Source organism: Chitinivorax sp. B (genome assembly GCF_005503445.1).
Lineage (GTDB): Bacteria > Pseudomonadota > Gammaproteobacteria > Burkholderiales > SCOH01 > Chitinivorax.
The window spans coordinates 35,353-51,249 of record NZ_SCOH01000024.1; the positions used below are offsets into that span (position 1 = coordinate 35,353).

At 53.0% G+C, this 15,897-nt stretch carries 14 protein-coding genes; 5 read left to right on the plus strand and 9 right to left on the minus strand.

All coding sequences use genetic code 11. From position 1 onward, the window contains the following. Positions 1-65 precede the first annotated feature (65 nt). From FFS57_RS15005 to FFS57_RS15020, 4 genes are all read left to right on the plus strand, one after another. Entirely contained in the window at positions 66-683 is a 618-nt protein-coding gene (locus tag FFS57_RS15005) for a LysE family translocator (protein ID WP_137938626.1), read from the plus strand. A gap of 36 nt (positions 684-719) precedes the next feature. Further along, positions 720-3,134: an acylase gene (locus tag FFS57_RS15010; protein ID WP_137938627.1), complete on the plus strand. Its 2,415-nt coding sequence runs from the start codon at positions 720-722 to the stop codon at positions 3,132-3,134. A 225-nt stretch (positions 3,135-3,359) separates the two neighbouring features. Beyond that, entirely contained in the window at positions 3,360-4,586 is a 1,227-nt protein-coding gene (locus FFS57_RS15015; RefSeq protein WP_137938628.1) for a sigma-54 interaction domain-containing protein, read from the plus strand. Beyond that, positions 4,583-5,752 (plus strand): pyridoxal phosphate-dependent aminotransferase, encoded by a 1,170-nt coding sequence (locus FFS57_RS15020; RefSeq protein WP_349306742.1) that lies wholly within the window; start codon positions 4,583-4,585, stop codon positions 5,750-5,752. The genes FFS57_RS15015 and FFS57_RS15020 overlap by 4 nt, the downstream gene beginning before the upstream one ends. Before the next feature lie 301 nt (positions 5,753-6,053). On the opposite strand, the gene FFS57_RS15025 is transcribed toward FFS57_RS15020, so the two are convergent. From FFS57_RS15025 to FFS57_RS15035, 3 genes are read right to left on the minus strand one after another with little or no spacing between them, the layout of a single operon-like run. After that, the gene (locus tag FFS57_RS15025) at positions 6,054-6,653 is read right to left on the minus strand and encodes a GNAT family N-acetyltransferase (protein ID WP_137938629.1); all 600 of its coding nucleotides are present in this window, start codon (positions 6,651-6,653) and stop codon (positions 6,054-6,056) included. A gap of 12 nt (positions 6,654-6,665) precedes the next feature. After that, positions 6,666-7,604, minus strand: coding sequence for a GNAT family N-acetyltransferase (locus FFS57_RS15030; RefSeq protein WP_137938630.1), 939 nt, complete (start codon positions 7,602-7,604; stop codon positions 6,666-6,668). Then, positions 7,601-8,563 (minus strand): polysaccharide deacetylase family protein, encoded by a 963-nt coding sequence (locus FFS57_RS15035; protein WP_137938631.1) that lies wholly within the window; start codon positions 8,561-8,563, stop codon positions 7,601-7,603. Before FFS57_RS15035 ends, FFS57_RS15030 begins: the two co-directional genes overlap by 4 nt. A gap of 704 nt (positions 8,564-9,267) precedes the next feature. Between FFS57_RS15035 and FFS57_RS15040 the strand changes: the two genes are divergently transcribed. Next, on the plus strand, positions 9,268-9,558 hold the full coding sequence (locus FFS57_RS15040) for a hypothetical protein (protein ID WP_137938632.1): 291 nt from the start codon (positions 9,268-9,270) through the stop codon (positions 9,556-9,558). Between the two features lie 86 nt (positions 9,559-9,644). Here FFS57_RS15040 and FFS57_RS15045 read toward each other — a convergent pair whose 3' ends face one another. The 6 genes from FFS57_RS15045 to gcvP all read right to left on the minus strand — a co-directional run bounded on the left by FFS57_RS15045 (position 9,645) and on the right by gcvP (position 15,874). Continuing rightward, positions 9,645-10,106 (minus strand): CopD family protein, encoded by a 462-nt coding sequence (locus tag FFS57_RS15045; protein WP_137938633.1) that lies wholly within the window; start codon positions 10,104-10,106, stop codon positions 9,645-9,647. A 124-nt stretch (positions 10,107-10,230) separates the two neighbouring features. After that, entirely contained in the window at positions 10,231-10,521 is a 291-nt protein-coding gene (locus FFS57_RS15050; RefSeq protein WP_171013975.1) for a DUF2325 domain-containing protein, read from the minus strand. A 159-nt stretch (positions 10,522-10,680) separates the two neighbouring features. Beyond that, the gene (locus FFS57_RS15055; RefSeq protein WP_137938635.1) at positions 10,681-11,211 is read right to left on the minus strand and encodes a hypothetical protein; all 531 of its coding nucleotides are present in this window, start codon (positions 11,209-11,211) and stop codon (positions 10,681-10,683) included. 53 nt (positions 11,212-11,264) lie between these two features. Continuing rightward, positions 11,265-12,170 carry an alpha/beta fold hydrolase gene (locus tag FFS57_RS15060; RefSeq protein ID WP_137938636.1) on the minus strand — a complete coding sequence of 302 codons (906 nt, stop codon included), beginning with the start codon at positions 12,168-12,170 and terminating at the stop codon, positions 11,265-11,267. Next, positions 12,151-12,675: a glycine cleavage system transcriptional repressor gene (locus FFS57_RS15065; protein ID WP_137938637.1), complete on the minus strand. Its 525-nt coding sequence runs from the start codon at positions 12,673-12,675 to the stop codon at positions 12,151-12,153. Before FFS57_RS15065 ends, FFS57_RS15060 begins: the two co-directional genes overlap by 20 nt. 325 nt (positions 12,676-13,000) lie before the next feature. Continuing rightward, positions 13,001-15,874: an aminomethyl-transferring glycine dehydrogenase gene (gcvP, locus tag FFS57_RS15070; protein ID WP_137938638.1), complete on the minus strand. Its 2,874-nt coding sequence runs from the start codon at positions 15,872-15,874 to the stop codon at positions 13,001-13,003. Between the last annotated feature and the right edge of the window lie 23 nt (positions 15,875-15,897).

The window sequence follows — 15,897 nt, forward strand, 5'->3', positions numbered from 1 at the left end:
GGTCCGATTGTCCCGTCATCGTAAATTCTTAATCGGAGCGGCGTTGGCAACAGCGCCTGTCAACCATGTTTGAATTGAAGTTCCTGATTACCTTTGCCGTTACCAATTTTCTACTGAATATCTCCCCTGGCCCGGCTGTATTGCAGGTTGTCGGGCATGCCATTTCAAACGGTTGGTGGCGTGCACAGGCGTCGGTACTGGGTATTCTGGCGGGCAATGTCATTTATTGCGGGCTGTCTGCCTTGGGTTTGGGGGCCATTTTGTTGGCCTCGCCGACCTTGTTCAATGTCATTCGTTATGCTGGAGTTGCCTATCTGATTTACATCGGCCTCAAGCGTATGCTGTCACCCACTTCAGTGTTGCAGGTCAAGGCCGGAGTCACCAGCCATCAGCCGATGGCGTTGTTCCGGCAAAGTCTGGTGTTGCAAATCTCCAACCCCAAATCCATTTTGTTCTTCGGCGCGATGCTACCCAATTTCATCGGCTCGAATGACCATGCGGGTCTGCGCATCATGGTGTTGGGGTTACTGGCTATTGTGCTGGAATTCCCGATTCTGTTGGCGTACTCGGTTGTGGGTGCACGTATTGCAGCCGTGGTGGAAAACGAACGCTATCGGCGCATGCTGGACATTGTCTGTGGCCTGCTGCTGATCTCTGCAGCGTTGTTCGTTGCTACTGCCTGAACAAAACCCTTTTCTATTTCTCGAAGGTGAATTTTCATGCGCCGGATTGTCATGACGCGCCCGTTTCAACTGTGCAGCTATCTGCTGGCAGGCATGCTCTCCCTGATCTTCTTGAACGGGTGCGAACAACAGAACGATGATGCGCTCAAGGCGGATATTCGTTACACCAGCTGGGGTATTCCACATATCAAGGCGGCTGATCATGCCAGCCTGGGCTTCGGTATGGGCTATGCCTATGCGCGGGATAATCTATGTATGCTGGCTGATCAGGTCGTGACGGTAAACGGCCAGCGTTCACGGTATTTTGGGGCAACGGGTAAAACCAATGTGGCGTTTGCCGAGGTCGATAATCTTAGCAGTGATGTGTTTTTCAAAACCTATTTTGATGATGCCACATTGAAAAGCGGTTATGAATCTGCCCCTGCAGAGGCCCGTGAGCTGATGCGGGGTTATGTGGCTGGTTACAACCGTTACCTTCGCGAGAGCGACACCCGTCATGCGACCTGTCGTGGGAAACCGTGGCTACGTCCAATCACCGATGCGGATTTGTATCGCTTGATGTCCGAAAAGGCGATTCAGGCTTCTGGCGGGGCATTCCTGAAGGCGATTGTTACAGCTCAACCTCCGGTGGCGGCTGCTCGTGCGATGCGAGCCTACCCTCAGACGGTCGAGCCATTGCTATCTGACCCGGAAGGGTTGCGTCAACTGGGTAACATGACTGAAAAGCCGTTCGGATCGAATGCGTATGCATTGGGCAAGCAAGTGACCGGTTCGGGGCTGGGCATGTTGTTAGGGAATCCTCATTTTCCGTGGGCGACCACCAATCGCTTTTATCAACTGCATTTGACGATTCCCGGGAAGCTGGATGTGATGGGCGCTACCATTGGCGGTGTACCGGGTGTGTTGATCGGATTCAATCGTGATGTGGCCTGGAGCCACACAGTTTCGACAACACAACGGTTCACGCTGTATGAGCTGAAGATGGATCCGCAGGATCCGTTGTCTTATATCTACGACGGCACACGTCGTAAGCTGCAGGCCAAAACCGTGACGGTAGAGGTGATCGAGCCGAGCGGAGTGCTGAGCACGCAGACTCGCACGGTCTATTTCTCACACTTCGGGCCGATAGTCATTAACCCACCTAATCTGAATTGGACTGCGGACAAGGCCTATACCCTGCGTGATGCCAATTTGGGGAACACCCGAATCGTGGAGCAGTGGTTCCGTCTGGATACGGCCAGAAATGTGCAGGATGTGAAGCGTGCCCTGTATGACGTGACCGGCTTGCCATGGGTCAATACCATTGCGGCTGATCGTGCCGGCGATACCCTTTATGCCGATATTGGCGCGGCACCGAATGTATCGGCCGCGCTGTATCAGCAATGTGGACAGTTCCCCTTGTCAAAAGCCGTCTACGCTGCATCCGGCATGTTGCTGTTGGATGGTAGTACCGCTGCTTGCGAATGGGTGCAAGATCCCCTGGCCCGTCAACCCGGCCTGTTCGGTGGCGCTGCCATGCCATCGCTACTGCGGGAGGATTATGTCGCCAACGGGAACGACAGCTATTGGCTTTCCAACCCGAAACAACCGCTGACAGGCTTTTCGCCCGTGTTTGGCCCAGTGGGTACCGTGCGCACCTTGCGCACCCGACTTGGCATCATGCAGATCGAGCAGCGGCTGGCCGGGACAGATGGTTTGCCTGGCAAAGGTTTTGACAGCTTGGCCTCATTGCAGTCGGTCATGTTCGGTAATCGCCTGTTGGCAGCAGAGTTGACGCTGGATACGTTGCTTGCAGCCTGTCAACAGCAGTCAGTCGTGACATTATCGACGGGTGAAGTCGTTGATTTGAGCGCTGCGTGCGGTGTGCTGTCCCGTTGGGATCGCAAGGTGAACCTGGACAGTGTTGGTGTGGTGGTGTTCCGAGAGTTCTGGCGCGATGCACGCAAGCTCAAAAACATCTGGGCGGTACCATTCAATCCGAATGATCCGGTACATACCCCCAACACGCTCAATACGGCCGACCCGGTGACACGGCTGGCCATTCTTCAGCACCTGGGTCTGACGGTTAAGAAGCTGACCGCGCTGGGTATCAATCTATCGGTCCCCTTACAACAACTGCAGTTTGTGCGTCGCAATGGTGTGACAATCGGTTTGCATGGCGGTGACGACTTTGAGGGGGCGTTCAACAAGATCACGATGACACCGCTGACTACAGCGGGTTATACCGAGGCGGTATCGGGTTCCAGCTACATTCAGACTGTCAGCTGGGATCGTCAGGGACCGATTGCGGAGGCGATGTTGACCTATTCACAGTCAACAGACCCGGATAGTAGCCATTTCATGGACCAGGCAATGCCGTTGTATCAGAAAAAGGTGTTTGCAAAGCTGCCATTCAGTGATGCGGAGATTCAGGCTGATCCCAACTATCGTCGTCTGTTGATACGTGAGTAATTGTCCGGGAACCGTCCGTGTCACCGAACTTCGCCGGCTACGGATGGTTTGTCTTACGATGCCATGATGCGGTTTTTGCTACCTCGAAAGTAAATTTTTGTTATAAAAATGTAATTTTTAATTCTAATTGGTTATTAATGGCCGGGCCATAATCCAGTACCAACCATGCTGCAATCACATGCTGATCGATACAGCAGGCTTGCAGCCCAAGTACAGGAGCATGCCATGCAAGGACAGCCCACCGTGGCTGATTGCGCATCCATTCCAGGCGAATGGGGCGCAGCCAACAGATTGTTGACCTTTCCTGATCACCATACGCAAGTCCTTTCCATTCGCGCAAAGGCATTGGTGTTCAACGACCCGACCTCGGCTGCATTGCTGAGCCGGATTGAGCGGATTGCGCTGACCGACGTCACAGCCTTGATCACTGGTGAGACTGGCACCGGTAAGGAATTGGTGGCACGGCATATTCATGAGCGGAGCGGCCGCAAGGGGCCATTTGTTGCAGTGAACTGTGGTGCATTCAACGAAACATTGGTTGAGTCGGAACTGTTTGGCCACGAGAGCGGCGCATTTACCGGCGCAACGCAAGCCCGCGCCGGGTGGTTTGAAGCTGCGAACGGCGGCACCCTGTTTCTGGATGAAATTGGCGATTTGCCATTATCGATGCAAGTGAAACTGTTGCGGGTGCTGCAAGAGCGGCAGGTGGTAAGGATTGGGGCACGCAAGCCAGTATCGATCGATGTGCGGCTGATAGCAGCCACCAATGTTGATCTGGACAAAGCCGTGGCCGCAGGGAATTTTCGACAGGACCTGTATTACCGCCTGAATGTGGCAGCGATTGAACTGCCGCCATTAAGAGAAAGGCCAGGCGATATCCTGCCGTTGGTACACCATTTCATCAGCGTCTATCGCACCCGCCTACAATTGCCGCAGATTATGCTGGGCGCCGCTGCCGAGCAGGCCTTGCTGCGCTATACCTGGCCTGGCAATATCCGTGAGCTGGAGAATGTGATCCACTTTGCGTTGATCGTCTGCTCGAACCAGCAGATCGACGTGGCAGACTTGAAGTTTGCTGGGGCATCGGCATCGTGTTGCCCTTCCGTCGCACTGGCAGATCTGGTATCGACTGCGCCGGTGGATGTCGATCAGGCTGACTTTACAGCCCTGGCTGCGGTCTTCGGTCGCTTGTTCAGCAACCAAGAGCCTGCATTGTATCAACGTGTCGAATGGGTACTGGTACACACGGCATTTCATCACTGCGGCCAGAATCAGGTCCGTACCGCCCGGTTGCTGGGTATATCACGCAATGTGCTGCGGGCGCAGCTGAAACGCTTTGGACTGCTGGCTGGTCGCGATGACCAGCAGGCCATACACACGGATGTGGGGCCAGGTTGGGCTGAAGGCCCGCAAGACTTGAGAAATCAGTATGAACAGATAGGGAGCGCATGATGACACTACACACCGCACAACGCATTGCCCGCTTGCAACAATCCGATATTCGCGCGATGACCCGTGCCTGCGAGCGTTTGGGCGGTATCAACCTGGGGCAGGGCTTGGGTGATCTGCCAGCACCGCTGGCGGTCAAGCAAGGGGCAATACAGGCCATTGAAGCCAATGCGGCCACCTATACGGCATCGGAAGGCATACCGGAGCTACGTGTGGCCATTGCCCGCAAACTGGCACGGGATAATGGGATTCATGCTGACCCGGCAGCTGAGATTGTCGTGACCGTAGGGGCAACAGGGGCATTTGCCGCTACCTTGCAAGCCTTGTTGAATCCAGGGGACGGGGTACTGCTGTTTGAACCCTATTATGGTTACCACCTCAACACCATTTTGCTGACTGGTAATGAGCCACAGTTCGTCACGTTGAATGCCCCGGCCTTTACCTTGCAGGAAGCCGTAATCGAAGCTGCCATCCGCCCCAATACCCGGGCCATCGTATTGTGTACGCCAGCCAATCCCAGTGGGCAGATGTTGTCACAAGCTGATATCGAGTTGATCAGTCGTGTGGCAGCAAAGCATGATCTGCTGGTCATTACCGATGAAATCTACGAATACATTGCCTACGACGGTCGTCAGCACATATCACCAGCGAGCTTGCCTGGACTGCGGGATCGTACCGTGATGATCTCGGGCTTTTCCAAAACCTTCAGCATCACTGGCTGGCGGTTGGGGTATGTGGTGGCACCTGCTGCGTTGGCCAGGGCCATCAATCTGGTCAACGATCTGTACTATGTTTGTGCACCAGCACCGCTACAACGTGGTGTGGCCGCAGGCTTGGAACAGGCGACGGACTATCTGTATCAACTGAAGCATGACTATCAGCTGCGGCGCGATGTTCTGTGCGAAGGACTGGTCACGGCCGGTATGCGGCCAGTGATTCCTCAGGGGGCCTACTATGTGCTGGCTGACATCAGTGAGTTTGGTTATGCCGATGCCCGCAGCGCAGCCATGGCTTTATTGGAAACAACGGGCGTGGCATCGGTTCCAGGGTCAGCCTTTCATCAAAGTGTTGCAGGCGAGAGGCTGTTGCGATTCTGCTTTGCCAAAGATGAAGCCACCTTGCGTGATGCCGCTGACCGCTTGAAGAAATTCCGTCCAGCGGCCAATTGAAAAGGCTTTGTCAGGCAGGAATGCGTCTGAGAACCTGTTCAATGTCTTATTGCGCGACCACGATCAGGGTGCATGTGCTGCTCAACATCCTCATGTATCACACCTACACGACGGTTTTTGCGCTGCGCTTCACCCTGCGGCTGGCCGCTCATCACAGGCCTTGAACAGGTTCTGAGCGGCCAGTCCTGCATTTGCTACGTTCTGATTGGCGCTTACCTGGTTAAAAGCTGCGGCTTTGGGTGGGTAGTCTTCCGGGAATATCACTGGATGAATGAGCCGGTGATCAGACGGTCTGGCAGCATTACTCTGGCAAAAACCGAAGTAACCAGGTCAGCCGGGTGCTTCCCTGTAAAAAACAAAATCTCAGTGGCTGCTTTCGACCAAACGGCCTGACTTCAATAACCAGTGCATGACGTGTCCAGCCAGCATTGAAAAATGCACGCATTGACGGTTTGTTGGAATGCCATACGCGTGCATATGCGCGATCAAATCCATGTTGCAGCACCAAAGGAAGGGTTGCAGTGAGCAGGGTGTAGGCAACTTTTTTTTCGCGCATGGCCTGGGCGGTAACAATTTGCACTAATTTGACTTCGTTCTCTTTCAATGGCCAAAAGTTGCGCCTGAGATAACGTGCGCCAAACCAATAGAAACATAGGCCGACAATATGCCCATTTTGCAGGCAGGCGTAGGCCAAGGAACCATCGCCAGCATAGTGGGCCTGGGCTTGCATCAACGGGTCGGTGCACTGTCGAATTGTCGTCTCATCTACCAACGCAACGGTATACCCAGCTGGGGATGGTGAGTGTGATGCGTATTTATCTTTATGTTCGTATGTCAAGATGTAATATATTGAATACTCGCCTAACAAGGCACGAGCCACCGATTTTAGCAATTCTTTCATGTGACCATTCCGCTAATGGGTGAAGCGAATCAGACGCTTGATACGCGCCTTTAAGCCAAGATCCTCCATCGCTTTCCCCAGTGAACGGGATAGTGTGTCCACCATCCTGTGGCAATAGATCATGGCGCGATTACGCAGTGAGTATTTTATGAAGCATATATTTCCGCAAAGCTGCTGATTGGTGGCAAACAGACGCTTGTGCTCGGATTGACCCTCCGTAAAATCGAAATAGCGGAAGCGTTTTTCCTCGAATAGCTGCTCAATCGCCAGCCATTGCAGTACTGTGCCAGGTGAAAGGTTCATGTATTCTGGGTCGTAACCAACATATGAATAGCTCAGGACGCCGTGATCGACCGGGCAATACAGATACGATACCGGTCTTTCACCATGAAAGAGCAGATAGGCTCGTACTTGATCAGCCTGTGCCAACCCTACTGCTTGCTGACGGAATGCAGGTGTATTGGGCAAGCCAGCACTCAGTAACCGTTCTTGATAAGTCACTTTGGATAGCGGCAGAGCCAGTTGTAGAAACTGTTCAATATCCTCAGGGGAGCGAAACGTCTTCCACACAATCGGCCCATTGCAGTGCTGTTCATATTTGCGCAATTTGCGTTGAATCGTCGAACGCGTTTTCGCAGAAAATTTGGATCGATATCGTTCGAATCCAATACTCAGATCGATATAACAATGTTCATATTGTTGGCGAACATAGCATATGTAGTCACCAACACGTCTGAGTGCAGGTAACTGCTCAACCAAGGGAAGGGCACGAATGAGGAATCCCTGGCTTCCTTCGGTCAATTCGTCAATCGGCGGGTTGGGGGTGGTCACGGGAGGGGTGTCATCAATCAATCGCTCTGCCCGGACTTGCAAGGGCAGCGATATGGTGAATAGCGTCAAATCACTGAGCTGAAAACTGAATGGTACCGTTCGAAATTGCCAACGACTCATTGATATGCCCTTCGGTACGCTTGTTGCATCATGCGGAGGCCCGTGCGATAGAGGGGTGAGGCAAGGGGCTCGGGTTGATGTTCGATATGCTGCGGAATGAGGTTTTTGAAGCCGACCGTACGAAAGCAGTCACGATTCCGGTCGAGAAAAGCGCACAGTTTGTGAAAGCGTTTCACTGCGATGGGGTCAGCGCGATCCTTCGCCATATTCAATAGCTCAAAGCCATGAGATAGAATGACAAACGAAGTCCGATGTTGTTCGAGCGCCTGCCACATGAGGCCTTCAATTTCATCAAATGAACAGGCTGTGAGCTGAACATGACGTAGCGAATTGATGCCATCTTTAAATACCATGATTGGATATTCATGGACACTGCCAAATTGAGCTGGCTCAGTCATCAGCTGCCCAGGCATCACACCGCTATCCGGGCCGAGCAGTGAGGCATTGTAGCTGGTGTCAAACTTGAATCGATTGTCAGCCAGAGCCAAAAGCGTATCGCTATTCATTCCAAAGCTACCTGCGCGAAACGCATTGACCCCGTGGGCGCCCGCATCATGCAACATGTCTGTTCCCACTTTGATCAGCAGTGCCTGCTCTTCTCGCGAGAAATACCGCATATGTTGTCGTTTTCCAATGACGTTGGGCAGCAGCGGAGAGCATGCCTCGTCTACCCACTCGGTATGAAGGTGAAGCTGCACCTCCTGGCGAGCTGCTTCAACCATTCCGACGATCTCCGTCAACGGTTGAGTGCCAAAACAGGCAGAAAAGAGCGGTTCAATAAAGAACACGCCGGCTAAGTTGTAGTCGTTCAATACCTTAAGTTGATAGGGTAATCCGTAATTTCCTGCCGCTGTCGAGCCATGGATGTACTTGCGATAAGCTGATGGGAACTTTTCCTGAAGATTGTTCCAGCCATTGCACCATATTTCGACATCAATAGTGAAAAAAGCATCAAGCAATGCATTCTCCCAGTCGTTGAGTCGTAGGCAAGAAAAGCAGAATTGGCTAAATGTGCTTCGCAATTTTGCAAACGGCTTCTGGTCAGTACAGATGTTTAGTGTAAATGATAATGATCAGGTGTAATTCATTTCATTGAAATCATACAGCACCTTGTCGTGTGTGCAGTTTCATGGACCGATATTTAATCGTTATATCTGATGTTTTTATTGTTGTGAATATTTAAATTGTAGAATGTTCAATTTTCCAGAAAATTACATGCAATGATCAAGCTTTTCAATGGCTTGCTTTAATGTGAGTCCGATCTGCTTTACATTCTGTTTTGTGAATGTTTGAATTGGATTGGATGTGGTTGTCTTGAGGTAATCCGTAAAATGCATAACCAGTAGTGAATATTGTTTGTGAGCGTGAAGGTGGCTTAATCTGCACTGTCTGATATGCCAGCATCAGATGCATTGAGTAGATATATCGGACAGAAAATCATGATAGCGCGGGCGATTTGATCACGCACCCACCTGTGTGGTGCTAAAATGAATGATGAATATCTGGTATTGCACTGTGTGTTTAGAATAGGTTCGTGGGCCTTTCTTGGGTTGCGCTTGGCTGTTTGAAATTAATTCTCATTATTGCGCACATTGTTATTGATGCGGCTGCAATGCTCGGCACCAATCAAATTTATATTCCATGCTGGTAGAGGAAGGTGGAAATGGGTGCGACATTCAAGTGCCCGCACTGTCATGTTGGCGTGCCTGATGCTGCAAAGGTTTGTCCGGGATGCAATGCGGAAATCGAATATGGGACGCCTATGCGTCTCAAGCTACTCATTGTGTCGCTGGTTGCAATTATTGGTCTTTCCGGGAGTGCGGAACTTCCCGAATCACTGATTTACATCGCTTGGATCATTGGTATCGTGATTGGCCTTGGATTGCTGGCATTGGCACGAAGGTTTTTTGCGAATCGGGTCGCGTTTAAGCGTGTCTATAAGATGCCCAGATAGTCCGCCATTCTGCTTGATCGGCTGGAAACAAACCGGTGCTTGGTTTGGTGCGATTGAAATCGTGTTCTGTGCGTGCTCCAGGCCGATCAGGTAAGCAGTCGACCCAGCGTCGCCAACGCGATTGTCACCATGCCAAGTGAGAGGTTCAAACCAACCAGACGCCGGATACGACCCAGTGCGGTGCCACCTGCTTGCCAGTTTTCAACCGCCACTGCCCGTTTCAGCATGTGATAGGGGCCCGTGACCACATGGATGAAAATGGCGATCATGACCAGCCCACTACCCATCATTAGATACCAGTGCAACGGTGCGGCCAGGAAACCGGCACGGCCCAGCATGATGAGCCCGCTGATCGGAATCAGCATGACAGCAATCCAGACCCAGTAGAAAAACCGTGCGAAAACCTGCTGCCACATACGTAATCGTTGTGGCGGTTCAAATAGCTCGACGGCGACTGGTCGAAGGCAGAGGTAGGCGAAGAACATACCACCCACCCAGACAGTCACGCTGGTCAAGTGTAAAAAGCGTAGCAAGGGATCCAAGGGCATGGTGAATTGGTCAAGGTCGGTACAGTGTCCGTTATAGCCCGCCCTGACCATTCACTGCAATGGGATTCCCTGCCAGTAATCTGATGGAGGTATTGAACAACGAAGCTGGTGGATTGGATCCTCCTCACATCGTTTGACGGTTTTCCAATACCTGTTTCAGTGCACAGACCGATCGCTTGCAGGCAATGAAAGGAATGTTGCCTGCCTCGGCCAGGTCGCGATAACGGCGCATGACGTTGTGTCCCAAAAAGTCGGTGAATAGCACCACCATTTCAGCTTGAATCGGCAAACTGCCTATTTTTCGCTGCTGCGAGCGATTTCGCCCGGTCACATGGCCAATGATCTCGATATCATGTGCCGCCAATACATCGGGAATTCTTCCCAGCACATCTGCGCCCACAATCAGTGCTTTCATGATGCATCCCATTCGTGTTTGAGATGCATGACCTATTGCAATTGCCGTGCCATGAAAAACAGGTGATTTGACACTGAAATGAAGAGGTTGTTGCTTGAGATGCAGCAAATTGGAACGGCGACTGTTGCGATATCAGCAATTGACTTGATCACGCATGGGTCAGATTGCTTTGGTACGGAGCCACAGGATGGTCGGTCTGATAGTCAGGCCAACCAGCCAAAGTATCGCGTAGCCAACAGTCGCAAATTTGATGGTGGCGATCAGGGTAGCTGGCCAAGTGTAGATTATGTTGGCGGGATCAAGTAACAAGCGGATTAGGCAGTAATTTTCGATGGCATCGGTAGGAACGGCCAGCCAAGTTAGCCAAGCAGCGCCATGGGCACCACGTTGCCACGGACGGGACAGAGGCTGGCTGAGCAGGTATAGCGCGGTAAACAGTGCTGTCGGGTAGGCCAGTAGGAAAAGATGATCCAAACCCAGACTCAGCATTGCCAATTGGACTTGCAATGGCGTCCAACTGTTTAGGATAGCGGTACAGCGATCACCATAGGCACATAGCTCAAGCGACACAATACCTTCGGGCGCGGCAATGGTCTGAGTGCCAGCATTGATGGTGCCCAGCGCAGCAAACGTGACCAGCGTGATGACGATTGACAGCCAGCATACTGGTTTCAGTCGCGTCATATCCATGGCGGGGCTTTCAGTAATATGTCGTATCTGCCAATACTGGGCAGGTTGAGTGGTCAGCTGTGTGTAAAAAAGGTGTCAAGTGCCAGGGCAACGGCAAGGGGCTGGTCCTGATGCAACATGTGGCCGCTATCCGGTATTTGTTGATACCGAAAATCACGGAAGCAATCCATGCGTTGCTGGAACTGTTCCGGTGTTTCCTTCAGCCAGTTAGGCAGCCAGTCGCTGTCGCTGGCCAGCCATAATGTCGTGGCGGTGACTTCTCTCCAGATGGCCTTGGCTTCTTCCAGACGATAAAGCACCGGGTTGACCATTTTATGGCTGGGGTCGGCAAGGTAGGTGAAATTGCCTTCACCGGCGCCTTGTGTCAGATGTCGAGCGAGAAACTCGGCCTTGCCACGACTGAGCCGGGGATTGTTACGCATCAACCTTGCGACGATGACATCGCCAGCATACTCACCGAAGGTAGGTAGATCACGTTGCTCATCCAGCCAGTTGCGCATGCGTTGCACCGCCTGTTGTGGCTCGGTGGCAGGTAGGCCAAAACCTTCAAGCGAAACCAGTTTTGTGACTCGATCCGGACGCAGGCCGGCATACAGGCAGGCAACTATTCCCCCCATGCTGTGGCCTACCAGCATGACAGGCCGGTCTGGCGATAAGGCTTGTAGCATTGCATCCAGGTCGGCGACATAATCCGGAAACCAATAGCTGCCATGGTTCCAGTCGCTACCGCCAAAACCTCGCCAATCTGGGGCGACAACATGCCACACTGGTTGCAGCGCATCTACCAGGAACTGAAAGGAAATGCCGCTATCCATCCAGCCATGAAGCATCACCAGCAACGGGGCATGCGGATCGCCCCAGTGCCAGAATTGATGTTGCAGCCCACGAATCGTCAGTGATTCGCGGATAGGCTGAATACATGGCGAATAGCTCAGGTCTTCAGGCGGAGATGATTTCATCAAGCGTAATATCAACGATCAGGTCATTGGACAATTGTTCAAGCTCGCGCTGCAGGGCAGGGGCATCCAGGCTGGCGTCAGCTTCCAATTCGGCTTTGGCATGAAACAACACATCGCCGGACATTGGCGCACTACTGGTAAAGGTGGTGAGTTTTTCCACATTCACCGTGTGCTTGGCCAGTACTTGCGATACTTCCCGGACAATACCGATGCGATCATTCCCTACCAGATTCAGTGTCAATTTGCGATTGAACTGTTTGGGTGTGGCGTCAACCGACGTCTCTGCAATGACCTTGAGCTGGGACAGATTGCCAAGCGCTGCTTTCAGTGCGTCGGCCTGATTGCTGGGAATGCTGACCTTGAGGATGCCGGCGAATTTACCCGCCAGATGTGACATGGACGATTCCAGCCAGTTGCCTTGATGGCGACTGATCGTAACGGAAAGCTGTTCGACCAGACCAGGTTTGTCATCACCGATGACAGTCAATACCAGAAACACAGACATGCACGTTCTCCAATCAAAATAAGGCTGGAGCGGGCTGGACGATAGCCAACGGGCGCCTTGTCGGCAAGGCTGCAGGTTGGGTGAGGTAGCCCGCCTTCTATGATGCAGAGTACACAGGCCAAGGGCGGCTGTCACAGGGATTTACCCTGAATTGGGCGGCCAATGGTGAATTCACTGGTTACGGCAGGTGCGACATGCTGTACGACGGGTGCTGCAATGCACTGTTTTTGATGCGCTTGTTATCAACCGCTGCGCGGTCGATAACAAGGGTCAAGCAGATTGTCAGGTGTCGCGGGAATGCAGCGACACCTGCAGAACAAGGCGCTTACTGGGCGTACTCGTCCATCGGGACGCATGCGCAGAACAGGTTGCGGTCGCCATATACATCATCGATACGATTCACACTTGGCCAGAACTTGTTGTCACGCACCCAGGCCAGTGGGAATACAGCAGTTTCCTGACTGTATGGACGGCCCCAATCGGTGCCAATCACATCGCTTTGTGTGTGTGGCGCATGCTTGAGCGGGTTGCTATCAGCAGGCCATTCACCAGCTTCCACTTTGCTGATTTCCTGACGGATGGCAATCAATGCCTCAATGAAACGATCCAGCTCGGCCTTCGATTCCGATTCGGTCGGTTCAATCATGATGGTACCTGCCACCGGGAAGGACATGGTCGGGGCATGGAAGCCGTAGTCCATCAGGCGCTTGGCGATATCCACCTCACTGATGCCGCATGCAGCCTTGATCGGGCGAATGTCGATGATGCATTCGTGCGCTACACGGCCCTTGCTGCCGGTATACAACACCGGGAAATAGGGTGCCAGCTTGGTAGCCACGTAATTGGCATTCAGCAACGCAACTTGGGTGGCCATCTTCAGGCCTTTGGCGCCCATCATCGCAATGTACATGTAAGAGATCGGCAAAATGGAGGCTGAGCCGAATGGCGCTGCAGACACGGCACTCTGTCCCTGATTAGGGCCTTCGACCGGCTGTACGGCATGGTTGCTGGCAAAAGGCGCCAGATGGGCCTTCAGGCCAATTGGGCCCATGCCGGGGCCGCCACCGCCATGTGGAATGCAGAAAGTTTTGTGCAGGTTCATGTGTGACACATCGGCACCAATCAGCGCCGGTTGGGTCAAACCGACCTGGGCATTTAGGTTGGCACCGTCCATGTAGACCTGGCCGCCATGACCATGCACGATCTCGCAGATTTCCTTGATTGCTTCTTCAAATACGCCATGGGTAGACGGGTAAGTGATCATCAGGCAGCTGAGGTGTTTGGAATGCAGCTCTGCCTTGGCTTTCAGATCGGTGACATCGACATTGCCATTGTCATCGCAGTTCACCACTACTACTTCGAGGCTGGCCATTTGTGCGGTAGCTGGGTTGGTGCCATGGGCAGACTTCGGGATCAGGCATACATTACGGTGGCCTTCACCGCGTGATGCGTGGTAGCGCTGGATGGCAACCAGGCCTGCATACTCACCCTGCGCGCCGGAGTTAGGTTGCATGCAGATGGCGTCAAAGCCAGTGATCGCGCGCAGATAGCCATCCAGGCCGTTGATCATTTCCAGATAACCCTGGGCTTGATCCAGCGGCGCAAACGGGTGAATGTCGCCAAATTCGGACCAGGTGACTGGGATCATCTCGCTGGTCGCGTTCAGTTTCATGGTGCAGGAACCCAAGCTGATCATCGAATGATTCAGCGCCAGATCCTTGTTTTCCAGGCGCTTGATATAGCGCAGCATCTCGTGTTCGGTGTGGTAGCGATTGAATACTGGATGCGTCAGGTAAGCCGACTCGCGCCCTAGGCTTGCCGGAATGCCATTGCCATCTGCCAGCAGACCATCAATAGTATCGACCGAATGGCCATTGGCACCAAAGGCTTGCCACAAGGCTTCCACATCAGCACGACTGGATTTCTCGTCAAACGATACGCCCAACACGGTGGGGCTGACGCGGCGCAGGTTGTAACCCGCAGCCAAGGCGGCTTGGTAGACATCGCCAGCATGCGAACCCAGCTCAATATGAATGGTGTCGAAGAAGCTGTTGTTCAGCACCACCAAGTGGGTTTGTTTCAAGCCTTCGGCAAAAATGGCGGCCAGACGGTGAATGCGGGTTGCAATCCTTTTCAGGCCTTGCGGACCGTGGTAGACAGCATAGAACGATGCAATATTGGCCAGCAACACTTGCGAAGTGCAAATGTTGGAATTGGCCTTTTCTCGGCGGATATGCTGCTCACGTGTTTGCAACGCCATACGTAGCGCTTTTTTGCCCCGCGCGTCGATCGATACACCGATGATACGGCCCGGTACCGAACGTTTATGCTCGTCCCTGGTTGCAAAGAAGGCAGCATGCGGGCCACCGAAACCCATAGGAACACCAAAGCGCTGAGCTGAGCCAAGGGCAATATCTGCACCTATTTCACCGGGAGATTTGAGCAACAACAGTGCCATCAGGTCAGTTGCTACGGCGGTGATCACACCTTTGGCTTTCAGCGCGCTAACGATGGCTGGAAGGTCGGCCAGTTCACCTTGCTGGTTCGGGTATTGCAAGAGTGCGCCAAAGACATCATGCAATGCGGCATCTTGCGCTTTGCCGAACACCAGTTCAAAGCCAAAGAACGCAGCGCGGGTCTTGACTACGTCAATGGTCTGTGGGAAGCAATCTACATCAACGAAGAAAGCATTGCTCTTGGCTTTGCCGACACGGCGAGCCATGGCCATGGCTTCCGCCGCGGCAGTGGCTTCATCCAACAACGAGGCGTTGGCCAGTTCCATGCCGGTCAGGTCGATGACCATTTGCTGATAATTCAGCAATGCTTCCAGGCGACCTTGGGCGATCTCGGCTTGATAAGGGGTGTACGCGGTATACCAGCCGGGGTTCTCCAGCACATTGCGCAGAATGACCTTCGGGATGATCACATCGTAATAGCCCATGCCAATAAACGAGCGTTGGACTTTGTTTTTACTGGCAACTGCTTTCAGGGCGGCCAGGGCGTCGTACTCGGTTTGTGGTGCGTCCAGTGGTAGTTCATGCGGCAGTCGAATGGCGGCAGGGACAGTCTGGCTGACCAGATCGTCCAGCGAACTGGCGCCGATATCTTTCAGCATGGCATCGAGGTCGGCGGTTTCCGAGCCAATATGGCGACCGATGAATTCTTCGTGGTGTTCAAGTTGGGTAAGCGAGTGCGTCATCGCTGGGTATCCTTACATGCGCG